This is a genomic window from Paraburkholderia sp. BR10141 (assembly GCF_056155635.1).
Map to the genome: position 1 here is coordinate 114,613 of NZ_JBMIQH010000007.1, position 17,203 is coordinate 131,815.

General features: G+C 65.5%; 17 protein-coding genes, 1 tRNA gene and 1 pseudogene. 5 read left to right on the plus strand and 14 right to left on the minus strand.

From position 1 onward, the window contains the following. Positions 1 to 108 precede the first annotated feature (108 nt). From dalD to mutL, 3 genes are all read right to left on the minus strand, one after another. Positions 109 to 1,515 carry a D-arabinitol 4-dehydrogenase gene (gene dalD / locus ACOJB8_RS12310; protein WP_475012730.1) on the minus strand — a complete coding sequence of 469 codons (1,407 nt, stop codon included), beginning with the start codon at positions 1,513 to 1,515 and terminating at the stop codon, positions 109 to 111. Between the two features lie 240 nt (positions 1,516 to 1,755). Then, positions 1,756 to 2,736: a tRNA (adenosine(37)-N6)-dimethylallyltransferase MiaA gene (miaA, locus tag ACOJB8_RS12315; RefSeq protein WP_342948466.1), complete on the minus strand. Its 981-nt coding sequence runs from the start codon at positions 2,734 to 2,736 to the stop codon at positions 1,756 to 1,758. Continuing rightward, positions 2,733 to 4,883: a DNA mismatch repair endonuclease MutL gene (mutL, locus tag ACOJB8_RS12320; RefSeq protein WP_342948467.1), complete on the minus strand. Its 2,151-nt coding sequence runs from the start codon at positions 4,881 to 4,883 to the stop codon at positions 2,733 to 2,735. Before mutL ends, miaA begins: the two co-directional genes overlap by 4 nt. A gap of 222 nt (positions 4,884 to 5,105) precedes the next feature. Here mutL and ACOJB8_RS12325 point away from each other — a divergent pair, with 222 nt between their 5' ends. After that, on the plus strand, positions 5,106 to 5,792 hold the full coding sequence (locus ACOJB8_RS12325; RefSeq protein ID WP_069262819.1) for a DedA family protein: 687 nt from the start codon (positions 5,106 to 5,108) through the stop codon (positions 5,790 to 5,792). A gap of 95 nt (positions 5,793 to 5,887) precedes the next feature. Here the strand turns inward: ACOJB8_RS12325 and ACOJB8_RS12330 are convergent, their stop codons facing one another. Continuing rightward, the gene (locus ACOJB8_RS12330; protein ID WP_069262818.1) at positions 5,888 to 6,703 is read right to left on the minus strand and encodes a mechanosensitive ion channel family protein; all 816 of its coding nucleotides are present in this window, start codon (positions 6,701 to 6,703) and stop codon (positions 5,888 to 5,890) included. Between the two features lie 274 nt (positions 6,704 to 6,977). Between ACOJB8_RS12330 and ACOJB8_RS12335 the strand changes: the two are divergent. After that, positions 6,978 to 7,592 (plus strand): annotated as a pseudogene (locus tag ACOJB8_RS12335) (ParB-like protein); the annotation flags it as partial. Between the two features lie 178 nt (positions 7,593 to 7,770). Here the strand turns inward: ACOJB8_RS12335 and ACOJB8_RS12340 are convergent. After that, positions 7,771 to 8,700, minus strand: a complete 930-nt coding sequence (locus ACOJB8_RS12340; protein WP_069262816.1) for a LysR family transcriptional regulator — start codon at positions 8,698 to 8,700, stop codon at positions 7,771 to 7,773. 118 nt (positions 8,701 to 8,818) lie between these two features. On the opposite strand from ACOJB8_RS12340, the gene ACOJB8_RS12345 reads away from it, so the two are divergent. The 3 genes from ACOJB8_RS12345 to ACOJB8_RS12355 all read left to right on the plus strand — a co-directional run bounded on the left by ACOJB8_RS12345 (position 8,819) and on the right by ACOJB8_RS12355 (position 10,676). After that, on the plus strand, positions 8,819 to 9,382 hold the full coding sequence (locus tag ACOJB8_RS12345; RefSeq protein WP_342948468.1) for a cytochrome b: 564 nt from the start codon (positions 8,819 to 8,821) through the stop codon (positions 9,380 to 9,382). A 61-nt stretch (positions 9,383 to 9,443) separates the two neighbouring features. After that, positions 9,444 to 10,031 carry a YceI family protein gene (locus ACOJB8_RS12350; RefSeq protein WP_342948592.1) on the plus strand — a complete coding sequence of 196 codons (588 nt, stop codon included), beginning with the start codon at positions 9,444 to 9,446 and terminating at the stop codon, positions 10,029 to 10,031. A 54-nt stretch (positions 10,032 to 10,085) separates the two neighbouring features. Next, positions 10,086 to 10,676 (plus strand): YceI family protein, encoded by a 591-nt coding sequence (locus tag ACOJB8_RS12355; RefSeq protein ID WP_069262814.1) that lies wholly within the window; start codon positions 10,086 to 10,088, stop codon positions 10,674 to 10,676. Between the two features lie 107 nt (positions 10,677 to 10,783). Here ACOJB8_RS12355 and ACOJB8_RS12360 read toward each other — a convergent pair whose 3' ends face one another. The 9 genes from ACOJB8_RS12360 to ybgC all read right to left on the minus strand — a co-directional run bounded on the left by ACOJB8_RS12360 (position 10,784) and on the right by ybgC (position 17,154). Further along, on the minus strand, positions 10,784 to 11,230 hold the full coding sequence (locus ACOJB8_RS12360) for a BspC domain-containing protein (RefSeq protein ID WP_342948469.1): 447 nt from the start codon (positions 11,228 to 11,230) through the stop codon (positions 10,784 to 10,786). Positions 11,231 to 11,392: 162 nt separating this feature from the next. Then, positions 11,393 to 11,468 (minus strand) — tRNA-Lys (locus ACOJB8_RS12365). Positions 11,469 to 11,643: 175 nt separating this feature from the next. Further along, a complete protein-coding gene (gene ybgF, locus ACOJB8_RS12370; protein ID WP_069262812.1) occupies positions 11,644 to 12,393 on the minus strand; it encodes a tol-pal system protein YbgF in 750 nt (249 codons plus the stop codon). A gap of 23 nt (positions 12,394 to 12,416) precedes the next feature. After that, complete coding sequence (pal, locus tag ACOJB8_RS12375; protein ID WP_042266217.1) at positions 12,417 to 12,923, minus strand: peptidoglycan-associated lipoprotein Pal; 507 nt, start codon at positions 12,921 to 12,923, stop codon at positions 12,417 to 12,419. Positions 12,924 to 12,941: 18 nt separating this feature from the next. Next, positions 12,942 to 14,234: a Tol-Pal system beta propeller repeat protein TolB gene (gene tolB / locus ACOJB8_RS12380; RefSeq protein ID WP_069262811.1), complete on the minus strand. Its 1,293-nt coding sequence runs from the start codon at positions 14,232 to 14,234 to the stop codon at positions 12,942 to 12,944. 136 nt (positions 14,235 to 14,370) lie between these two features. Beyond that, entirely contained in the window at positions 14,371 to 15,360 is a 990-nt protein-coding gene (gene tolA, locus ACOJB8_RS12385) for a cell envelope integrity protein TolA (protein ID WP_342948470.1), read from the minus strand. Next, positions 15,357 to 15,803 carry a protein TolR gene (gene tolR / locus ACOJB8_RS12390; protein WP_035513412.1) on the minus strand — a complete coding sequence of 149 codons (447 nt, stop codon included), beginning with the start codon at positions 15,801 to 15,803 and terminating at the stop codon, positions 15,357 to 15,359. Before tolR ends, tolA begins: the two co-directional genes overlap by 4 nt. Before the next feature lie 24 nt (positions 15,804 to 15,827). Further along, a complete protein-coding gene (tolQ, locus tag ACOJB8_RS12395) occupies positions 15,828 to 16,505 on the minus strand; it encodes a protein TolQ (protein WP_028205324.1) in 678 nt (225 codons plus the stop codon). 154 nt (positions 16,506 to 16,659) lie between these two features. Continuing rightward, the gene (gene ybgC, locus ACOJB8_RS12400; RefSeq protein ID WP_069262809.1) at positions 16,660 to 17,154 is read right to left on the minus strand and encodes a tol-pal system-associated acyl-CoA thioesterase; all 495 of its coding nucleotides are present in this window, start codon (positions 17,152 to 17,154) and stop codon (positions 16,660 to 16,662) included. Positions 17,155 to 17,203: the final 49 nt, after the last annotated feature.

A 17,203-nucleotide genomic window follows, 5' to 3' on the forward strand; every position in this document is an offset into this window, starting at 1 on the left:
CGTGAAGAGAGTTGCGCTACTTTAGCCGCGCGCCGGGCGCGACGCCATGCGCGCCGACCCGGAGGGCGCGCGTGGCGCGGGCGTTGCGGATTGCGCTGCGGTCTTTTTTCAAACGCTGCAGCCGCGAGAGGCGAGCCACTGGTCCACGCGCGCGAGCGCGCCGCGCACCGCGCCGCCCAGAGTCGGGTTGCCGGCGAGGCCGCCCCACAGCAGCTTGTCGCCGAGAAACGTCGAGACGGGGTCGCCGGTTTCGAACATGCGGTGCACGGCCGCTTCGTCCATCACGCCGTCCTGGTAGCGGTAGGGCAGCGTGCCCTTGTGCCAGCGTTCCAGAAAGCGCAGGAAGAGCGCGGGCAGCATGGCTGTGGCGGCGGGCGTCGCGCCCGCGGCGATGCGTTGCGCGAGCGTGGGCGCGATGAAGCCCGGGAGCTTCGAGTAGCCGTCGGCGGCCACGCGCTGGTTCGTGTCCTGGATGTACGGATTGCTGAAGCGTTCGAGCACGACGTCGCGATACTTCGCGAGATCGAGCGGGCTGGGCGTGAGGCAGGGGATCACGTCTTCGCTCACGTACTCGCGCGCGAAGGTACGGATGTCGGCATCGTGGGTGCCTTCGTGGATGAAGTCGAGCGCGATGAGCGTGCCCGCCCACGCAATGCAGCTGTGCGTGGCATTGAGGATGCGGATCTTCGCTTCCTCGTAGGGCATCACCGATTCGACCATTTCCGCGCCGGCGCGCTCCCAGGCGGGCCGCCCCGCGCAGAAGTGATCCTCGATCACCCACTGGATGAACGCTTCGCCCATCACCGGACAGGCGTCGTCCACGCCGGTCGCCGCTTTCACGCGCTCGCGCACGTCGGGCGTGGGGCGCGGCGTGATGCGGTCGACCATGGAGTCGGGGCACGCCGTGTTGGCATCGAACCAGTCGCGCAGATCCGTTGCGCCGCGCAGCGCGAGGAATTCGCGCATGCCCGCGTGAAAGCGCTTGCCGTTGCTGCGCAGGTTGTCGCAGGTCTGCAGCGTGACGGGGCCGCCGTCACGTGCCATGCGCGCTTCGAGGATCGCGGCGAGCGCGCCGTAAATCGTCGTGCGGTCGCCCTTGAGGTCGGCGGCGAGGTCGGGGTTCGCGGTGTCGAGGCGGTCGTGCTCGTCGAGGTAATAGCCGCCTTCGGTCACCGTAAACGCGATGATCCTGCAGTTCGCGTCGGCGCCTGCATCGATCAGGCTCGCGAGATCGGCCGACCACGGCAGCACGCGCGTGATCGAGCGGATCGTCTCGTAGGCGCGCTCGCCCCGCGGCGTGACTGTTTCGAGCGTGTAGACGCCGTTTTGCGCGGCCAGCGCGTCCATCACGGCGTTCATGTCGGAGCGGATGTTGCCGACGGTGAGCGACCATGCGGCCTCGTCGGGCTTGCGCGCGAGGTTCACGCGATGCAGGTACCAGGCCTGATGCGCCCGGTGAAACGACCCGGCGCCGATGTGCAGGATCACGTTCGCATTGCTGCGTTCGGTGTTCATTCGGTGTCTCCTTACTCAAAGCGGCCGATCGGCTCAAGCCTGAGCAATTGCTCTAGTGATGAACGAATGATCGTATCCGGTCGGTCGAAAGTCAAGCGGGCGAGGGCGGTTTTCGGTGGCGCGCTGCGGCGGGCGATGGCGCGCGGGCAACGCACGCACGTGCGCCGCCTGCGGACGGAACGGGGATGTTGTGGCGCACAAAGCGCCCGGGAGCCGAAGCGGGGAAAGGGGGACGCGGCTTCAGCCGCCGATCTGCGCTACGGCCGCGACGGCCTGATCGGTCGCATCCTGCGCGCAGCAATCTACGACGATGCGCTCCGGCATGGCGCGCAGCCACGTGAGCTGACGCTTGCAGAGCTGGCGGGTGGCAAAGACGCCCTTGTCGCGCATGGTGTCGTAGTCGACTTCGCCATCGAGGTATTCCCAAACCTGGCGATAGCCCACGCAGCGCATGGATGGCAGGTTGGGGTTCAGGTCCCCGCGCGCACGCAGCGCCTTCACCTCGTCGATGAGACCGCCGGCGAGCATCGCATCGTAGCGCGCTTCGATACGCGCGTGCAGCACGCTGCGATCGGACGGCTCGAGCGCGACGGGCACGAAGCGGTAGCGCGCGGCTTCATCTTCGCGCGTGGACGGCGTGGCGAGCAGCACCGACATCGGCTGCCCGCTCAGCATGAAGATTTCGAGCGCGCGCTGGATGCGCTGCGAGTCGTTCGGGGCGAGGCGTGCAGCCGTGGCCGGATCGACCCGCGCGAGGCGGGCATGCATGGCGGGCCAGCCGTCGCGCGCGGCTTCGGCGTCGAGTTGCGCGCGCACGGCCGGATCGGCCGAGGGCAGGTCGTTCAGGCCTTGGGTGAGCGCCTTGTAGTAGAGCATCGTCCCGCCCACGAGCAGCGGCACGTTCCCGCGCGCAACGATTTCGCCCGTCACGCGCAGCGCGTCGGCGCGAAAGTCGGCGGCGGAATAGGCATCCAGCGGATCGACGATATCGATCAGATGATGCGCGGCGGCCGCACGCTCCGCGGCGTTCGGCTTCGCCGTGCCGATGTCCATCTCGCGGTACACGAGCGCCGAATCGACGCTCACGATTTCCACCGTGCGCCCGCGCGCCGCCGACTGCGCCGCATACGCGAGCGCGGCCGCCGTCTTGCCCGAGGCCGTGGGGCCGAGCAGACACGCGACGGGCAGCGCTGCGCCTTCCTGTTTCGTGGACTGCGTCATTGACCGCGCATGAAGAGCCGATCGAGATCGGCGAGCGTGAGCTGATACCAGGTCGGCCGGCCGTGATTGCACTGGTCGGCGCGCTCGGTGGCTTCCATCTGGCGCAGGAGCGCGTTCATTTCGTCGAGCGTGAGACGCCGGTTCGCGCGCACCGCGTGATGGCAGGCGAGCGTGCCGAGCATCTCGTGCTGGCGCTCGGTGAGCACGCGCGAGCCGCCGTACTCGTGCAGGTCGGTGAGCACGGCGCGCGCGAGCGCCTGGAGATCGGCGTCCTTGAGGAGCGCGGGCACCGCGCGGATCGCAATCGAGGTCGGCGAAAGGACGGCGAGATCGAAGCCCAGCGCTTCGAGCGTGGCCTTTTCTTCCTCGACGGTGCCGGTTTCGACGGGATCGGCTGTCATCGAGATCGGGATCAGCAGGGGCTGCACGGCGAGCGAGCGTTCGGCGAGGGCCTGCTTGAACTGCTCGTAGAGGATGCGCTCGTGCGCGGCGTGCATGTCGACGATCACGAGGCCGCGCGCGTTCTGCGCGAGCACGTAGATGCCGTGAACCTGGCCGAGCGCGAAACCGAGCGGGTGGTCCTCGCCGGCTTCGAAGGCGGCGTGCGGCGCGCCGGTAGCGAATGCATCGGCTGCGCCGTCTTGCGCCTGCAGCACGGTCGAACCTTGCGCCGTGCCGGCGCCGACATCCTTGCGGCCGAACAACGCGTCATATAGCGCGAGCGGCTGCGCGACAGGCAGGCTGCCTTGCGTCATGCGCGACTGGCGCAGCCAGGTGTTGCCGCTGCTCGCGCCTGCACCGCCGCCACCTGGCTGGCCGAAGCCCGACGCGCGCGAAGGCAGGCCACCCGCGCCGCCGCCGAAGCTGCTCGCCACGCTCGCGGTGCCGAACCTGCCGTCCGCGCCGAAGCCGGGCGCCGCGCCGGGCGCTGCGCCTGCGCGCGCGGAGTCGGCCGCGCCCGAAGCGAGCCCGACCGAGGCGCCGAGCACCCCGGCGCCCGGCAGCGCGCGCGGCTCGATGAGCGCCGCGGCATGGCCGCCCGAGGTCGTCTCGGGCGAGGCGCCCGCGTGGCGCGCTAGCGCGCGCTGCACGGCATGGAACACGAACTGGTGAATCGAGCGCGAATCGCGGAAACGCACTTCGATCTTCGAGGGATGCACGTTCACGTCGACGGCTTCGGGCGGCAGGTCGAGGAACAGCACGTACGACGGGTAACGCTCGCCGTGCAGCACGTCCTCATACGCCGAGCGCACCGCGTGCGTGAGCAGCTTGTCGCGCACGAAGCGGCCGTTCACGAAGAAGTACTGCTGGTCGGCGCGGTTGCGGCTCGCCGTCGGCAGCCCTGCACAACCGTAGACGGCGAGCGGCCCGGCGCGCTCGTCGAGCGGCAGATGCGCCGTGGCGAACACTTCGCCGAGGATCTTCGAGACGCGCGTGGCCGGATCGCTCGCGTTCCAGTGCTCCACCGCGCGGCCGTTGTGCAGCACCGAGATCGCGACGTCCGGGCGCGCGAGCGCGCTGCGGCGGATCATCTCGAGGCAATGGCCCAGTTCGGTCTGCTCGCTCTTCAGGAACTTGCGGCGCGCGGGCGTGTTGAAGTACAGCTCGCGCACTTCGATGGTCGTTCCCTGGCCGCCCGCAGCCGGCGAGATCGCGCCGGTGTGCCCGTCGATCTTCACGGCGTGCTGCGCGTCGGCGCTGCGGCTCGTGATCGACATCTCGGCGACCGAGGCAATCGACGCCAGCGCTTCGCCCCGGAACCCGAGCGTCGCGACGCTCTCCAGTTCGGCGAGCGAGCGGATCTTGCTCGTGGCGTGCCGCATGAGCGCGAGCGGGAGTTCGGCTTCGGGAATGCCGCAGCCGTCGTCGGCGATGGAGATGCGCTTGACGCCGCCCTCGTCGAGCAGGATGCGCAGCGTGCTCGCGCCCGCGTCGAGCGCGTTTTCGAGCAGTTCCTTGACGACGGAGGCAGGCCGCTCGACCACTTCACCCGCGGCGATCTGGCTGATGAGCTGGTCGGGCAACGCCTGGATCGCGCGCGCGGGCTGCGCGGCACGCGACGCGACTGCGGCGCCGGTCGTGGCGCCAGTGTCGGCGGCGCTGGCGGAATCCGGCACGGCGCCGGTGGGTTCGGAGTTCGAAGACATGCGCGCAATTATAGCGAGTCGGCGCTAGCCGACCCGACGCGCTTCAGCGCCGCGAAACCCTCATGTAGCAGCGCTTTGTGCGCAAATTCACCGAAATTGGCGGGAAATTTTCGTGGCGCACGGGCACTTTCGGTATCATGGCGCGATCAATTTGGCTTCTCGCGCAACGCAGGGCGAATGCGCTTTTTCAGGCGCGCGGCCCACGATCAATAAGGGACACTTTTGGATACGCTTCTGCAGTTCGTCAATCTTGTCTTGCACATCGACAAGTTTCTCGGTGTCTTCATCCAGCAATACGGCGGCTGGGTCTACGCGGTGCTGTTCCTGATCGTGTTCTGCGAAACCGGCCTCGTGGTGCTGCCGTTCCTGCCCGGCGACTCGCTGCTCTTCATCGGCGGTGCGTTTGCCGCGACGCATGAGATGAATCTCGGCGTGCTGATCGTGCTGCTGCTCGTGGCTGCGGTCCTCGGCAATACGGTGAACTTTCTGATTGGGCGCGCCATCGGGCCGAAGGTGTTCAATACGCACATTCCTGTGCTCGAACGCTTCCTCGACCGCGCCGCGCTGCAGAAAACCCACGAATTCTACGAACGCCACGGCGGCAAGACCATCGTGCTCGCGCGCTTCATTCCTGTCGTGCGGACGTTCGCGCCGTTCGTGGCGGGCGTCTCGCAAATGCCTATGCGACGCTTTCAGTTTTTCACGGTCACGGGCGCGCTGTCCTGGGTGTTGCTGCTCGTGCTGCTCGGCTACTTCTTCGGCAACATTCCGTTCATTCGCCAGTACCTGAACGTGATCGTGCTCGTCGGCATCGGCGCGGCGATCGTGCCGATCCTGATCGGCGGCGTGTGGAAGATGCTGCGCAAGGACTCGCGCGGCGGCGCGGTGCGCAAGCCCAACGGCGGTTGAGCGTCCGGCGCCTTCGGGCCGCAACGCAAGGAAAAACGGCATTGCCTGCGAAGGCGATGCCGTTTTGTTTTGGCGCTCGCGTCGAACGCGGCGCGCTAGGTGCCCACGCGACGAATGATCGAGGGCGTTTCGGGCGTCGGGTAGCCCGCGTCCTTGAAGGTCTCGACAATCGTGCGGTTGGTGTCGAAATACACCTGCCAGTAGGAGTCGTTGCTGGTGTAGGGACGTACAGCCAGCAGCGGGCCTTCGGGCGTGAACGAGAGAATCTCGACGTTGGGCGGCGGCTCCTGCGAAACGTTCGGAATTTTGGCGATGGCCGTGCGCAGACGGCTGGCGGCATCGACGGGATCGACGCCGTTGGCGATCTTCGCGGTCAGCTCTACGCGGCGCACGGGCGTCGCGCTGTAGTTCGAGATGGTGTCCGAGAAGATCTTGTTGTTGCCGACGATGTTGACCACGTTGTCCGGCGAGATGATGGTCGTGCCGAAGATGCCGAGTTCCTTCACGGTGCCCGTCACGCCCCCGGCCGTCACGAAGTCGCCCACCTTGAACGGGCGCAGCACCTGCATGAACACGCCCGCCGCGAAATGCGCGAGCAGCCCGCCCCACGCCGTACCGATGGCGAGGCCGAGACCGGCGAGGAGCGCCGCGAACGAGGTGGTCTGCACGCCGAACACCTGCAGGATCGCGAGGACCAGCAGCAGGTTCAACACGGCGGCGAGGATCGAACTGAGGTAATGCGCGAGCGTGGGATCGACGCGCTCGTTGCGCGCGAGCACCTTGCGCAGCACACCGGCGACGAGGTTGATGGCCCAGCGTCCGATGATCCACAGGACGATCGCCGCCACGACCTTGGTCCCGAAGTCGATGCCCCGGGTCATGATGAATACGCGGATGGTTTCGAGATCCAAAATGCCCTCGCTTGTGTCGTTGGTTGAGCCTGGAAGACGTGCAACTGACAGCGGCGGGAGCATGACGGGCGCGGTGGTGCGCGCCGTCTGTCCCTTGGCGCATTTATAGGCGAAGCGGCGAAAGCGTGCATCCAGCGTGCCCGCCCGTCCCAGGGTTGACCCTGCGCACGGGGCGCGCGGCGCTCGTTCGATTGATACGGCGTGCATGGCCGTTCGGCTGTATCGTTGCGCGATCGACCCCGACACGAACCGACACTAAAACAGGAGGCCCGCCATGAACCTGCCGAACACCGATCTCCATCTCATCACCGTGAAGCTCGACGAGTTGCGTCCCACGCAGATCACAGTGGGCTTTCGGGAGGTGAACGCCAAGCGCGCGCACTGGCAGACGCTCGACAAGAAGGGGCGCGCGGCGGCCATCGACTCGCACTGGTTTCCCGCCGTGCTGGGGCCGAAGTCGCGCTACTACGTGGTCGATCATCACCACCTTGGCCGCGCGTGGCTCGAAGAGTCGGTGCAGAGCGTGCGGGTCACGGTGCTCAAGGATCTCTCATGGCTCGAGCCCACCATTTTCTGGCGCATGATGGAGCACGACCAGTGGGTGCATCCGTTCGATGCCGCGGGCGAGCGCTGCGAATTCGACCAGTTGCCGAAGCAGCTTCTCGGCCTTGCCGACGATCCGTATCGCAGCCTCGCGGGCGAGTTGCGCACGGCGGGCGGCTACGCGAAGGACACGACGCCGTTCAGCGAATTCCTGTGGGCCGACTATCTGCGCCGTAAGGTATCCGAAACGCGCCTGCGCAAGGACTTCGACGCTGCGCTCGCCGAGGCGCTATCGCACGCGCACGATGCCGACGCGCGTTATTTGCCGGGCTGGTCGGGCGTGGTGCCACCCGCGGCGGCGGCGCCAGCGCCAGCGGCTGCGCCGGCCAAGGCGGCCAAGGCGGCCAAGGTCAAGAAGGGCTGAAGCGGGCGGCGCACCCTACCTCGCCAGGGGCAGACTCAGGCGTGCGCGGGCTTGCGTTCGTACAACCCGCACGCGCTTCGCTCCCGCGCCAGTTCAGCGTTCAGCGCGCGTCGGGCAACGGCGCCTGCGGCGGCGTGCCTTGCGTGAGGTAGTGGCAGAGCCACTCGCTGGCGGGGCCGCGCGCCGCGTCGGTGCGATGGATCAGCGAGATGTTGTAGTTCACCGAGCGCCGGTCCGCGAGCGCGACGCGCACGAGCCGACCGGCTTCGAGATCGGCTTCCACGAGGTGCTTCGGCATCGACCCCCAGCCGAGGCCCGCGAGCAGCAGCCGGTGCTTGGCGCCCAAGTCGCCGAGTTTCCACGCGCGATTGCTGTACACGCCGAAATTCTGGCCTTCGGTAAGGCGGCTGCGGTCGGTGAGCACCAGCTGCGTATGCTCGCGCGCATCCGAAATGCGCACGGGGTGCTCCGCCTTGGCGAGCGGATGGCAGGGGGCGGCCACGAGCACGAGTTCCACGGTGCCGATGGACTGGGCTTCGATCACGTGCGGCCAGTTGTGGTTCGGCCCGCTGATCCCCACCGCGCAGTCGCCGTCGAGCACGAGCTTGAGCACGCCGCCAAGTGCTTCCATGGTGAGATTCAGCGCGACGGTGGGAAACGTGAACGCGAACGCCTGCAGGGCCTCGACGAGCCGCTGCGACGGAAACATCACGTCCACGGCCAGCGAAACCTCGCCCTCGAGCCCCCTCTGCAGGCCGGCCGCCTTGGCGTTAAGCTGACCCATGAGCAGATCGAGGCGGCGCGCGTCGGCGAGGATCGCGCGGCCCGCGGCCGTGAGTTCCGGCTTGCGCTTGCCGCGCTCGAACAGCGCGACGCCCAGCAGCGCCTCGAGATTGGCGATCGTATAGCTGACCACCGACTGCGCGCGGTCGAGCTGGCGCGCCGCCGCCGAGAAGCTGCCGGTTTCGGCGACGGCGATCAGCGCGCGGAGCTGCTCGAGGCTAGGGGAGCGGTCCGAGGTGCGGTCCACGAGGTACGGTCCTTTTCGATCTATCGAAAAAATGGATGATAACCATCCATTTTAGACGATTGTTTGAATAGGTTTGGCCGGGTAAAGTGCACACCTCGAATAATGGAGTCGTATGCCGATGAACCCCACCGTCAAGCCCGCCGGCCGCTATAACGGCGTTGCCATGCTGCTGCACTGGCTGATCGCCGCGCTGATCGTCTGGGGCTTTGCGCTCGGCTGGGTTATGACCGACATTCCGGGCATCACGCCCACGAAGCTGCGCTACTTCTCGTGGCACAAGTGGATTGGCGTGACCGTGCTCGCGCTCGTGCTGGTGCGCATTCTCTGGCGCGTGACGCACACCGCGCCCGCGCTGCCTGGCTCTATGCATGGCTGGGAACGGCTCGCCGCGCACCTGGGCCATACCGCGCTTTACGTGCTGATGGTCGCGATTCCGGTCACGGGATATCTCTACAGCTCGGCGGCCGGCATCCAGGTCGTGTACCTCGGCATCTGGCCGATGCCCGTGCTGATCGGCCCCGACACCGCGCTCAAGGGCGTGCTGCGCGTCGTGCATATCTCGCTGAACTACACCTTGCTCACCGTGGTCGTGCTGCACGTGCTCGCCGTCATCAAGCACCAGTTGATCGACCGCCAGAACATCCTCTCTCGCATGCTGCCGTTCGGCACGCCGCGCGAATGACTTCGCGGCGCGCATGCGCCATCTCCATTTCCCGATACCTTCCACCTTGGACCGACTGCCCATGATCCAGCGTCTTGCCCATACTGCTTCCGTCGTCGCGCTCGGCGCGGCGCTCGCCGCCGGCGCGGCACTTGCCACGACCTTCGCCACGAACGCCAACGCCGCGGCCGAAGCCGCGAAGAACTCCGTGAGCGCCGTGTTCAAGCAAATGAATGTGCCGGTCGAAGGGCGCTTCAACCACTTCACCGCCGACGTGCGCTTCGATCCGGCGAACGTCGCGGCATCGAGCGCGAAGCTCGACGTCGAGGTGGCGAGCTTCGACCTCGGCGCGCCGGAATACAACACGGAAGTCGCCGGCGACGAATGGTTCGACGCTTCGCATTTCCCGCACGCGACCTTCGTCTCCACGCAGATCAAGCCCGCCGCGAACGGCGCGTTCACGGTGACCGGCAAGCTGACCATCAAGGGCAAGACGACCGACGTCGTCGTGCCGGTGCAGTACCGCAAGGACGGCGCCACCCAGGTGTTCGACGGCACACTGCCGATCAAGCGTCTCGCTTACGGCATCGGCTCGGGCGAGTGGAAGGACACCTCGATCGTCGCCGACGACGTGCAGATCAAGTTTCACATCGTGTCCGCCGCGCACTGACGCGCGGACGGCACCGCTTTTTCATCCCGTTTCTCCCGCACCAGGAATCGATTCATGAAGACCACGATTTTCGCCGCGGCCGTTGCCGCCTCGCTCGCAGCCTTCGTCGCCACGCCGGCGCTCGCAGCCGCCACGACCTATAACCTCGACCCGATGCACACCTATCCGAGCTTCGAAGCCGATCACTTCGGCGGCGTCTCGGTGTGGCGCGGCAAGTTCACGAAGAGCTCGGGCACGGTCACGCTCGATCGCGAGGCGAAGACGGGCACGGTGGACGTGACGATCGACGCATCGTCGATCGATACCGGCAACGCGAAGCTCGACAAGCACGTGAGCTCGGCCGAATTCCTCGACACCGCGAAGTTCCCGACGGCCACCTACAAGGGCACGTCGATCCGCTTCGAAGGCGACAAGCCCGTGGAAGTGATCGGCACGTTCACGCTGCATGGCGTGACCAAGCCGCTGAACCTGAAGATCGACTCGTTCAAGTGCTTCCAGAACCCGATGCTCAAGCGTGAAGTGTGCGGCGCGGACGCATCGGCACAATTCGACCGCGCGGACTACGGCGTGAACTGGGGCCAGTCGTATGGCTTCAAGACGGCGACGACGCTGCAGATCCAGGTCGAAGGCGTCAAGGCGGACTGAGTTTGCGCGCGGCATGGGCCGCGCGTCGCTCGATGCGAAAAAGCCCGTGCGCTGTCAGGCGCGCGGGCTTTTTTGTTGCGGGAAGCGATAAGGATGACGAAGTGTCGTCAGTGGATCGGCGACGTTGCGTGCGTGCCGCGCGGCGACAGCGCGACGTCGACGACGTGCGAATGCCAGATCCCGCAGGTGGCCTTCACGGGCACCCAGGCGTACTTGCCGCGGACCTTGGCGAAGGCGCGCAGATGGATCAGTGTGTCGATGGACGGGGCAGGCGCAAGTGCGTCGCTCGCGACGGGCGTGGGCGTGGCATTCGCGGGCGCGGGCTGCTCGATTTTCGCCGAGAGCGCGCGCCGATCGGGCACGAGCAGAGAATCGTAACGCTGCGCCTTATGCACCCACTGGTCGAGCGCGGCAACGCAATTGACGACGGCGTCCGGCACGCGCATGCGGCGCAGGTATGCGTAGTCTTCGGGTTGCGGTTGAATTTGCGCCTGAACGCGCAGACTGAGCCAGAAAAGCGCGAGCAGGGCGCAGGCAAGGGTCGTGAACTTCATGATGACGTGGCCTGTGCAGCGGGGATGGGACGGCGGGGGAGGGAGGGAGTATACATGCTGGACGCATGCTCGCGCGCCGAGTCACTCAAGACGCTTGAGCCGGCGCCGTACGCTGCAAAGCAAAAAGCCCAGTCCGGAGACTGGGCTTTTTGTTTGATGCTTTGGTAGGCCGTACGGGATTCGAACCTGTGACCAACGGATTAAAAGTCCGCTGCTCTACCAGCTGAGCTAACGACCCAAAAGAGAAGCGGGATTATAGCGGCGTCTGGTCAACGCGTCAACTTTTGCCGTCATAAAACCGATGGAAGCGCCCGGAGCACGCCGTGCCCCGGGCCTTCCCTGTATGCGAGAGGCGCATTTCGCGGCATTGGCATTAGCCAGCGCCACGTCACGCCAAAACCATCCAGCAGCGCTTATTTGAGCTGTGAAAGCTTGCTCTGCGCCGTCTGGGCGACATCCGAGTTGCCGTATTGCGAAACGACCTGCTCGAGCGTGCGTTTGGCCGCAGCCTTTTGCCCCTGCTCGATCTGATTGTTTGCAATGGCCAGCAGTGCCTCGGGGGCACGCGGGTGTTGCGGGTATTTGTTGACGACGTTCTGCCACGTCGCGGTCGACCCCTTGTAGTCCTTCAGCGCATACAGCGCGTTGCCGAGCCAGTACTGGGCGGTCGGCTGGTAAGGACTCTGCGGGAACTTCGCGATGAAGCTACGGAACGATGCCGCCGCGTTCTTGAAGTCGCCGTTGCGGAACTGCTGCGAAGCGGCGTTGAACGCGTCCATCTCACCCGGCTGAACCGTGCCTTGCATGCCGTCCACGGTCTCCTGCTGCGGCTCGAACTTCTTGAGTCGCGTGTCGAGATCCGTGTAGTAGTCCTTCTGTTGCTTCTGCAGGGTCGCCAACTGGTTCGCCATATCCTCGTTCTGTCCGCGCAACGTCGCGACCTGCTGGTTGAGCTGGTCGAGGTGGTTGGACTGGTCGAGGATCGTGCGTTGAGCGGCGGACAGCTGGCTGGACAGGCTGTCCGTTTTCGCGCGCAGGTCGAGAATCGCCTGGCGCGCCTGATCGTCATCGAAGATACCCGCGTGGGCCGGCAGCGCCGCAAAGGCGACGCCAGCCACGCAAGCGGCTGCGGCTACGCGCAGCGGGGAGAAACGGTGCGACATACGCCCCTTCATCCAATGCTCAATTACTGTTGATACACGAGGTCAGCACGGCGGTTCTGCGCCCACGATGCTTCGTCGTGGCCCGTTGCGACCGGCTTTTCCTTACCGAGGCTGACGGCTTCCATTTGCGAATCGGGCACGCCCATCAGCGAGAGGGCGCGACGGACCGCTTCAGCACGCTTTTGACCCAGCGCCAGGTTGTATTCGCTCGTGCCGCGCTCGTCGGTGTTGCCCTGGATCAGGACGTGACGTTCCGGGTGCGTCTTGAGGTACTGTGCGTGAGCTTGCAGCAGCGACTGGTAGTCGTCCTTGACGGCGTAGCTGTCGAAATCGAAGTACACGCTGCGCTTGGCGAGCGGGCTGTTCGGATTGTTCAGCTCATCGACGTTCACCTGGGCGACCGCGTTCGGGTTCGGCTGGGTGTTCATCGCACCGGCGTTCGGGTTCGTTTCCTTGACACCCGACTTACACGCTGCCAGTGCACCGATCATCAAGACGGCCAAGGCCAGGCGTACTTTCTTCGACATCATTATTTCTCTCCTGAAGTGTTATTGCATAAAAGGACCCCAGGACGGCTCGCGTACGCTGCCGCCCTGAACGGACAGGATTTGCCGCGTACGACCGTCGGTCGATACAGCAGCCAGCACGCCACGGCCGTTCACCTGTGTGGCGTAAAGAATGTACTGACCGTTCGCCGCGAAGCTGGGCGACTCGTCATGTGTCGTGTCAGTGAGCGCCGTGGCGACACCGGACTGCAGATCTTGAATGTACAGCTTAAATCCGCCGCCCGTGCGTGAGATGTACGCCAGTTGCTTGCCGTCCGGGCTGGCCTTCGGGCTCGTATTGTAGTTGCCGGTAAACGTCACACGCTGTGCCGCTGCGGCGCTTTCGCCCTGGGCCGGCATCTTGTAAATCTGAGGCTGGCCGCCGCGGTCGCTCGTGAAATAAATCCAGCGTCCGTCAGGAGAGTAGTTGGGTTCGGTGTCGATCGTCGTGCCTTGCGTGAGGCGGTGCAGGCCGGAGCCGTCGGCATTGACGGCGAAGATCTGCGTGTTGCCCGTGCGCGACAATGCTACTGCGAGCGTGCGGCCGTCGGGAGACCAGGCCGGCGCCGAATTGTTGCCCTTCTGGTCCGAAATGATCACGCGGCGACCCGTCGGCAGGTCGTGCACGTAGACGATCGGCTTCTTCTTTTCGAAAGATACGTAAGCGACCTTGGTGCCGTCGGGCGACCAGGCCGGCGAGATGATCGGCTCGGGGCTCGACAGCGCGATATGCGCGTCTTGTCCATCGGAGTCCGAAACCTGCAGCTGGAAGCGGCCGCCCGTCTTGATCACGTATGAAAGACGCGTGGCGAACACGCCGCGATCGCCGAGCAGCTTCTGATAGATGTAGTCCGCAACCTTGTGCGCGCTCATGCGCAGGCCGCTTGCCGGGCTCGTGAGCACAAGGCCGCCGAGGCTTTCGCCCTTCACGGTGTCGTAGAGCTTGAAGCGCACTTCGTACTGGCCGTTGGCGAGCTTGTTCACGCTGCCCGCAACGAACGCGTTGGCGCCCTTGGCCTTCCAGCTGCCGAGGTCGACGGAGTCGTTTTCCGAGATCGGTGCGCTGCCGGCATCGATATTCGTAAATTTCCCGCTGCGTTGCAGGTCGGCGCGCACGATGGCCGCGACCTGCTCGGGCGAATTCGCTTCACCGGCAAAGTTAGCCGTGGCGATGGGGAACTGGGTGGAGCCCACGCCGGTGACGAGGACGTTGAGTTGTGCGTTCGCCGCGCCGCCCGCCGTGATCAGGCAGGACGCGACGAGGGTTCGCAGGCCAAGCTTCGTCATCAATGTCATGCTGTGATATTTCCTGAAAAAAGCAATTTTGTCATAACGCGCAACAGCAGACTGACCCGAAAACGTTCGAATCGTTCCTTATTAGCCACTGTTGCGCGGCGGCTTTCCTCAACCTTTCTGCGCCTTGCGCTCGCCATCAACCAGCCGGGCGCAAGGTGATCTTGAAGCTCGAAGGCGCCTTGCCGTCGGTATCGACCGGCATCGGATCCGAGCGCTGAACTGCCCGCAACGCGGCGTCGTCCCACGACGCGTTGCCGCTGCTGCGCGAGATCGTCGCCGAAAGCAGCGTGCCGGTCGGCGAGCAACGCACCGCGATCTCTGTTTCGAGACCCGACGTTTCGCCCGCCCACACGATGTTCGGACGCACGCGGCGGCGCACCTTGTCGGCGTAGCCCGGCGACGTCGCGTTGCCGCCCGAGCCGCTGCCCGTGCCGCTCTTCGCGAGACCGTTGCCGCTCGTGCCTTCGCCGCCACCCATCGAGCCTTGCATCTGCGCGATGCGAGCGCGGCGTTCCGCGTCGAGCTTCTTCGCCTGGGCGTCGGCTTGCGCCTTCGCCTTGGCCGCCTTCTCGGCGTCGGCCTTCTTCTGCGCGTCGAGCTTCGCCTGCTTCTGCTGCTCTTCTTCCTGCTGCTGCTTCTTGAGCGCGTCCTGCTGCTGCAGCTGCTTTTGCTTCTCCGCCGCGGCTTGCTGCTGTTCCTGCTGCTGCTTGAGCTTTTCGGCCTTCTGCTGCGCGGCCTGCTGAGCCGCGAGCTGCTGCTGACGCTTCGCTTCGGCTTCCTGCTGGGCTTTCAGACGCTGCTGCTGCTCGGCCAGTTGCGCCTCGCGCTGCGCTTCCTGCTGCTTACGCTTTTGCTGTTGCAGCGCAATGTCGGCTTCCTCGGTTTGAGGCGGCGGCGGGGCAGGGGCGACCGGCGCGGGCGGCGGCAGCGGCTTCGGTGTCGACAGGTCCGGCACCTCGGTCCACAGTTCCGCCTCTTCACCCGCCGGCGTGCTGTTCTGCCAGCGGATGCCGTGATAGAGGAACAGGCCGAGCAGCACGTGCATGAGCACCGCGAGGGCGATAGCACGTCCTGTGCCACGCTCTCGCGGAGGCTGCAGCGGATACGAATCGTTCTTGCGGATCATTGCGATTTGACGAGCAGTCCGACACGTTTGACGCCATGCGACTTCAGGTCGGACATCACGTTCATCACCGTCTCGTATTTGACGGACTTGTCGGCGGCGATCACGACGGGCTGGTCGGGATGGCTCTGCTCGCGATCGGCGACGAAGCCGTTGAGATCGGCGCGCGTCATGGTCTGTTGCTGCGTGGCGCCGGAGTCATCCTTATAGCGTACGCTCAGATTGCCGTCGGGGCGAATATTGACCACGACGGGCGGCACCTGCTGCTGCTGCGACGCGCCGCCGACGGTCGGCAGGTTGACAATGGACGGCGCCACGAGCGGCGCGGTCACCATGAAGATCACGAGCAACACCAGCATCACGTCGATGTACGGCACGACGTTGATGTCGGCCATCGCACGGCGCGAGCGGCTGCCTCGCATGCTCGAACGGACTGAGCCTCCCATCTTCGACTCCTTGCTTCGTGAAGATTAGTGGGCCTGACGCTGCAGGATATTCGAAAACTCTTCGATGAAGGTTTCGAAGCGGATCGCCAGACGGTCGATGTCGTGTGCGTAGCTGTTATACGCGACCACCGCCGGAATGGCGGCGAACAGACCGATCGCGGTCGCCGTCAGCGCTTCGGCGATGCCGGGCGCGACGTTCGCGAGCGTTGCCTGCTGCACGTTCGCGAGACCGCGGAACGCGTTCATGATCCCCCAGACCGTGCCGAAAAGACCGATGTACGGACTCACCGAGCCGACCGAAGCGAGGAACGAGAGGTTCGCCTCGAGCGCATCCATTTCGCGCTGGAAGGCGGCGCGCATCGCGCGGCGGGCGCCGTCGAGCACGAGGCTCGGATCGTTCAGGCGCTTCTCTTTCGCCTTCAGGAATTCGCGCATGCCCGACTCGAAGATACGCTCGAGCGCGCCGATCGTGTGACGGTTGTTGGCTGCGCTCTGGTAGAGCGCCTGCAGGTCGCCGCCTGACCAGAAGTCGCGCTCGAAGCGCTCTGTCTGGGACCGCGCCCGGCGAATCGCAAACCACTTGCGGAAGATGAAAGTCCAGGAAATCAGCGACATGAGCAGAAGAAGCCCCATCACCGCCTGTGCCAGTATGCTCGCATTAAGAACGAGAGAAATGATCGACAGATCTTGTGTAGTGTTCATATAGGTTCGTTGTGACGTCCCGAAAGGGGCGAGCGGCTGCAAGACAACGCAAGGCTTCCCGTAGGCGGTTGGGAAGCTCTCGTGCCGTCGCGGCCGAACCCTGCTTGGTCCTGCATTGACCGGCGCGAGTTCACTGGCGTCGTATCAACGGTAATTACTGCACTGCCGTTGACACGGCGTACAGGTCTTTCTGGGGTCCACGTTGCAAGGCTTCATGAACGGGGGCCGGAATGGGTGCGGGCCGCATGGCCGTGCTGTCGACGCAGGCGACGCGAATGGTGCCCGTGGCGAGCAGCGTGTTTTCGCGCCACGCTTCCTGCATGAAGTCGACCGAGGCGCGGCCCAGCTTCTCGACGCGGCTGACGGTGGTGACGACGTCGTCGAGGCGCGCCGGCGAACGGTAGTCGAGCGCGGTGCTGCGCACGACGAAGAGCACGCCCGTTTCCTCGGCGAGCCGACGCTGATCGACGCCGCACGCGCGCAGCCATTCGGTGCGCGCGCGTTCGAAGAACTTCAGGTAATTCGCGTAAAACACGATGCCACCGGCGTCGGTGTCCTCGTAGTAGACGCGCACCGGCCACGTAAAGCCGCGCCCGGCCGGTGACGACGCCGCGTCCGGCTTGCTGGTGGAATTTTCCATGCCGCGCATTCTACCGGAACGCGAGGCCCCCACGTCTTTCGCACGACTGACGTAAGTA

What these genes read in the sequence shown, in the direction of transcription:
- dalD (WP_475012730.1), bottom strand. Translation starts at nt 1,515, where the DNA reads ATGAACACCGAACGCAGCAATGCGAACGTGATCCTGCACATCGGCGCC.
- miaA (WP_342948466.1), bottom strand. Translation starts at nt 2,736, where the DNA reads ATGACGCAGTCCACGAAACAGGAAGGCGCAGCGCTGCCCGTCGCGTGT.
- mutL (WP_342948467.1), bottom strand. Translation starts at nt 4,883, where the DNA reads ATGTCTTCGAACTCCGAACCCACCGGCGCCGTGCCGGATTCCGCCAGC.
- ACOJB8_RS12345 (WP_342948468.1), top strand. Translation starts at nt 8,819, where the DNA reads ATGAACCCCACCGTCAAGCCCGCCGGCCGCTATAACGGCGTTGCCATG.
- ACOJB8_RS12350 (WP_342948592.1), top strand. Translation starts at nt 9,444, where the DNA reads ATGATCCAGCGTCTTGCCCATACTGCTTCCGTCGTCGCGCTCGGCGCG.
- ACOJB8_RS12355 (WP_069262814.1), top strand. Translation starts at nt 10,086, where the DNA reads ATGAAGACCACGATTTTCGCCGCGGCCGTTGCCGCCTCGCTCGCAGCC.
- ACOJB8_RS12360 (WP_342948469.1), bottom strand. Translation starts at nt 11,230, where the DNA reads ATGAAGTTCACGACCCTTGCCTGCGCCCTGCTCGCGCTTTTCTGGCTC.
- ybgF (WP_069262812.1), bottom strand. Translation starts at nt 12,393, where the DNA reads ATGTCGCACCGTTTCTCCCCGCTGCGCGTAGCCGCAGCCGCTTGCGTG.
- pal (WP_042266217.1), bottom strand. Translation starts at nt 12,923, where the DNA reads ATGATGTCGAAGAAAGTACGCCTGGCCTTGGCCGTCTTGATGATCGGT.
- tolB (WP_069262811.1), bottom strand. Translation starts at nt 14,234, where the DNA reads ATGACATTGATGACGAAGCTTGGCCTGCGAACCCTCGTCGCGTCCTGC.
- tolA (WP_342948470.1), bottom strand. Translation starts at nt 15,360, where the DNA reads ATGATCCGCAAGAACGATTCGTATCCGCTGCAGCCTCCGCGAGAGCGT.
- tolR (WP_035513412.1), bottom strand. Translation starts at nt 15,803, where the DNA reads ATGGGAGGCTCAGTCCGTTCGAGCATGCGAGGCAGCCGCTCGCGCCGT.
- tolQ (WP_028205324.1), bottom strand. Translation starts at nt 16,505, where the DNA reads ATGAACACTACACAAGATCTGTCGATCATTTCTCTCGTTCTTAATGCG.
- ybgC (WP_069262809.1), bottom strand. Translation starts at nt 17,154, where the DNA reads ATGCGCGGCATGGAAAATTCCACCAGCAAGCCGGACGCGGCGTCGTCA.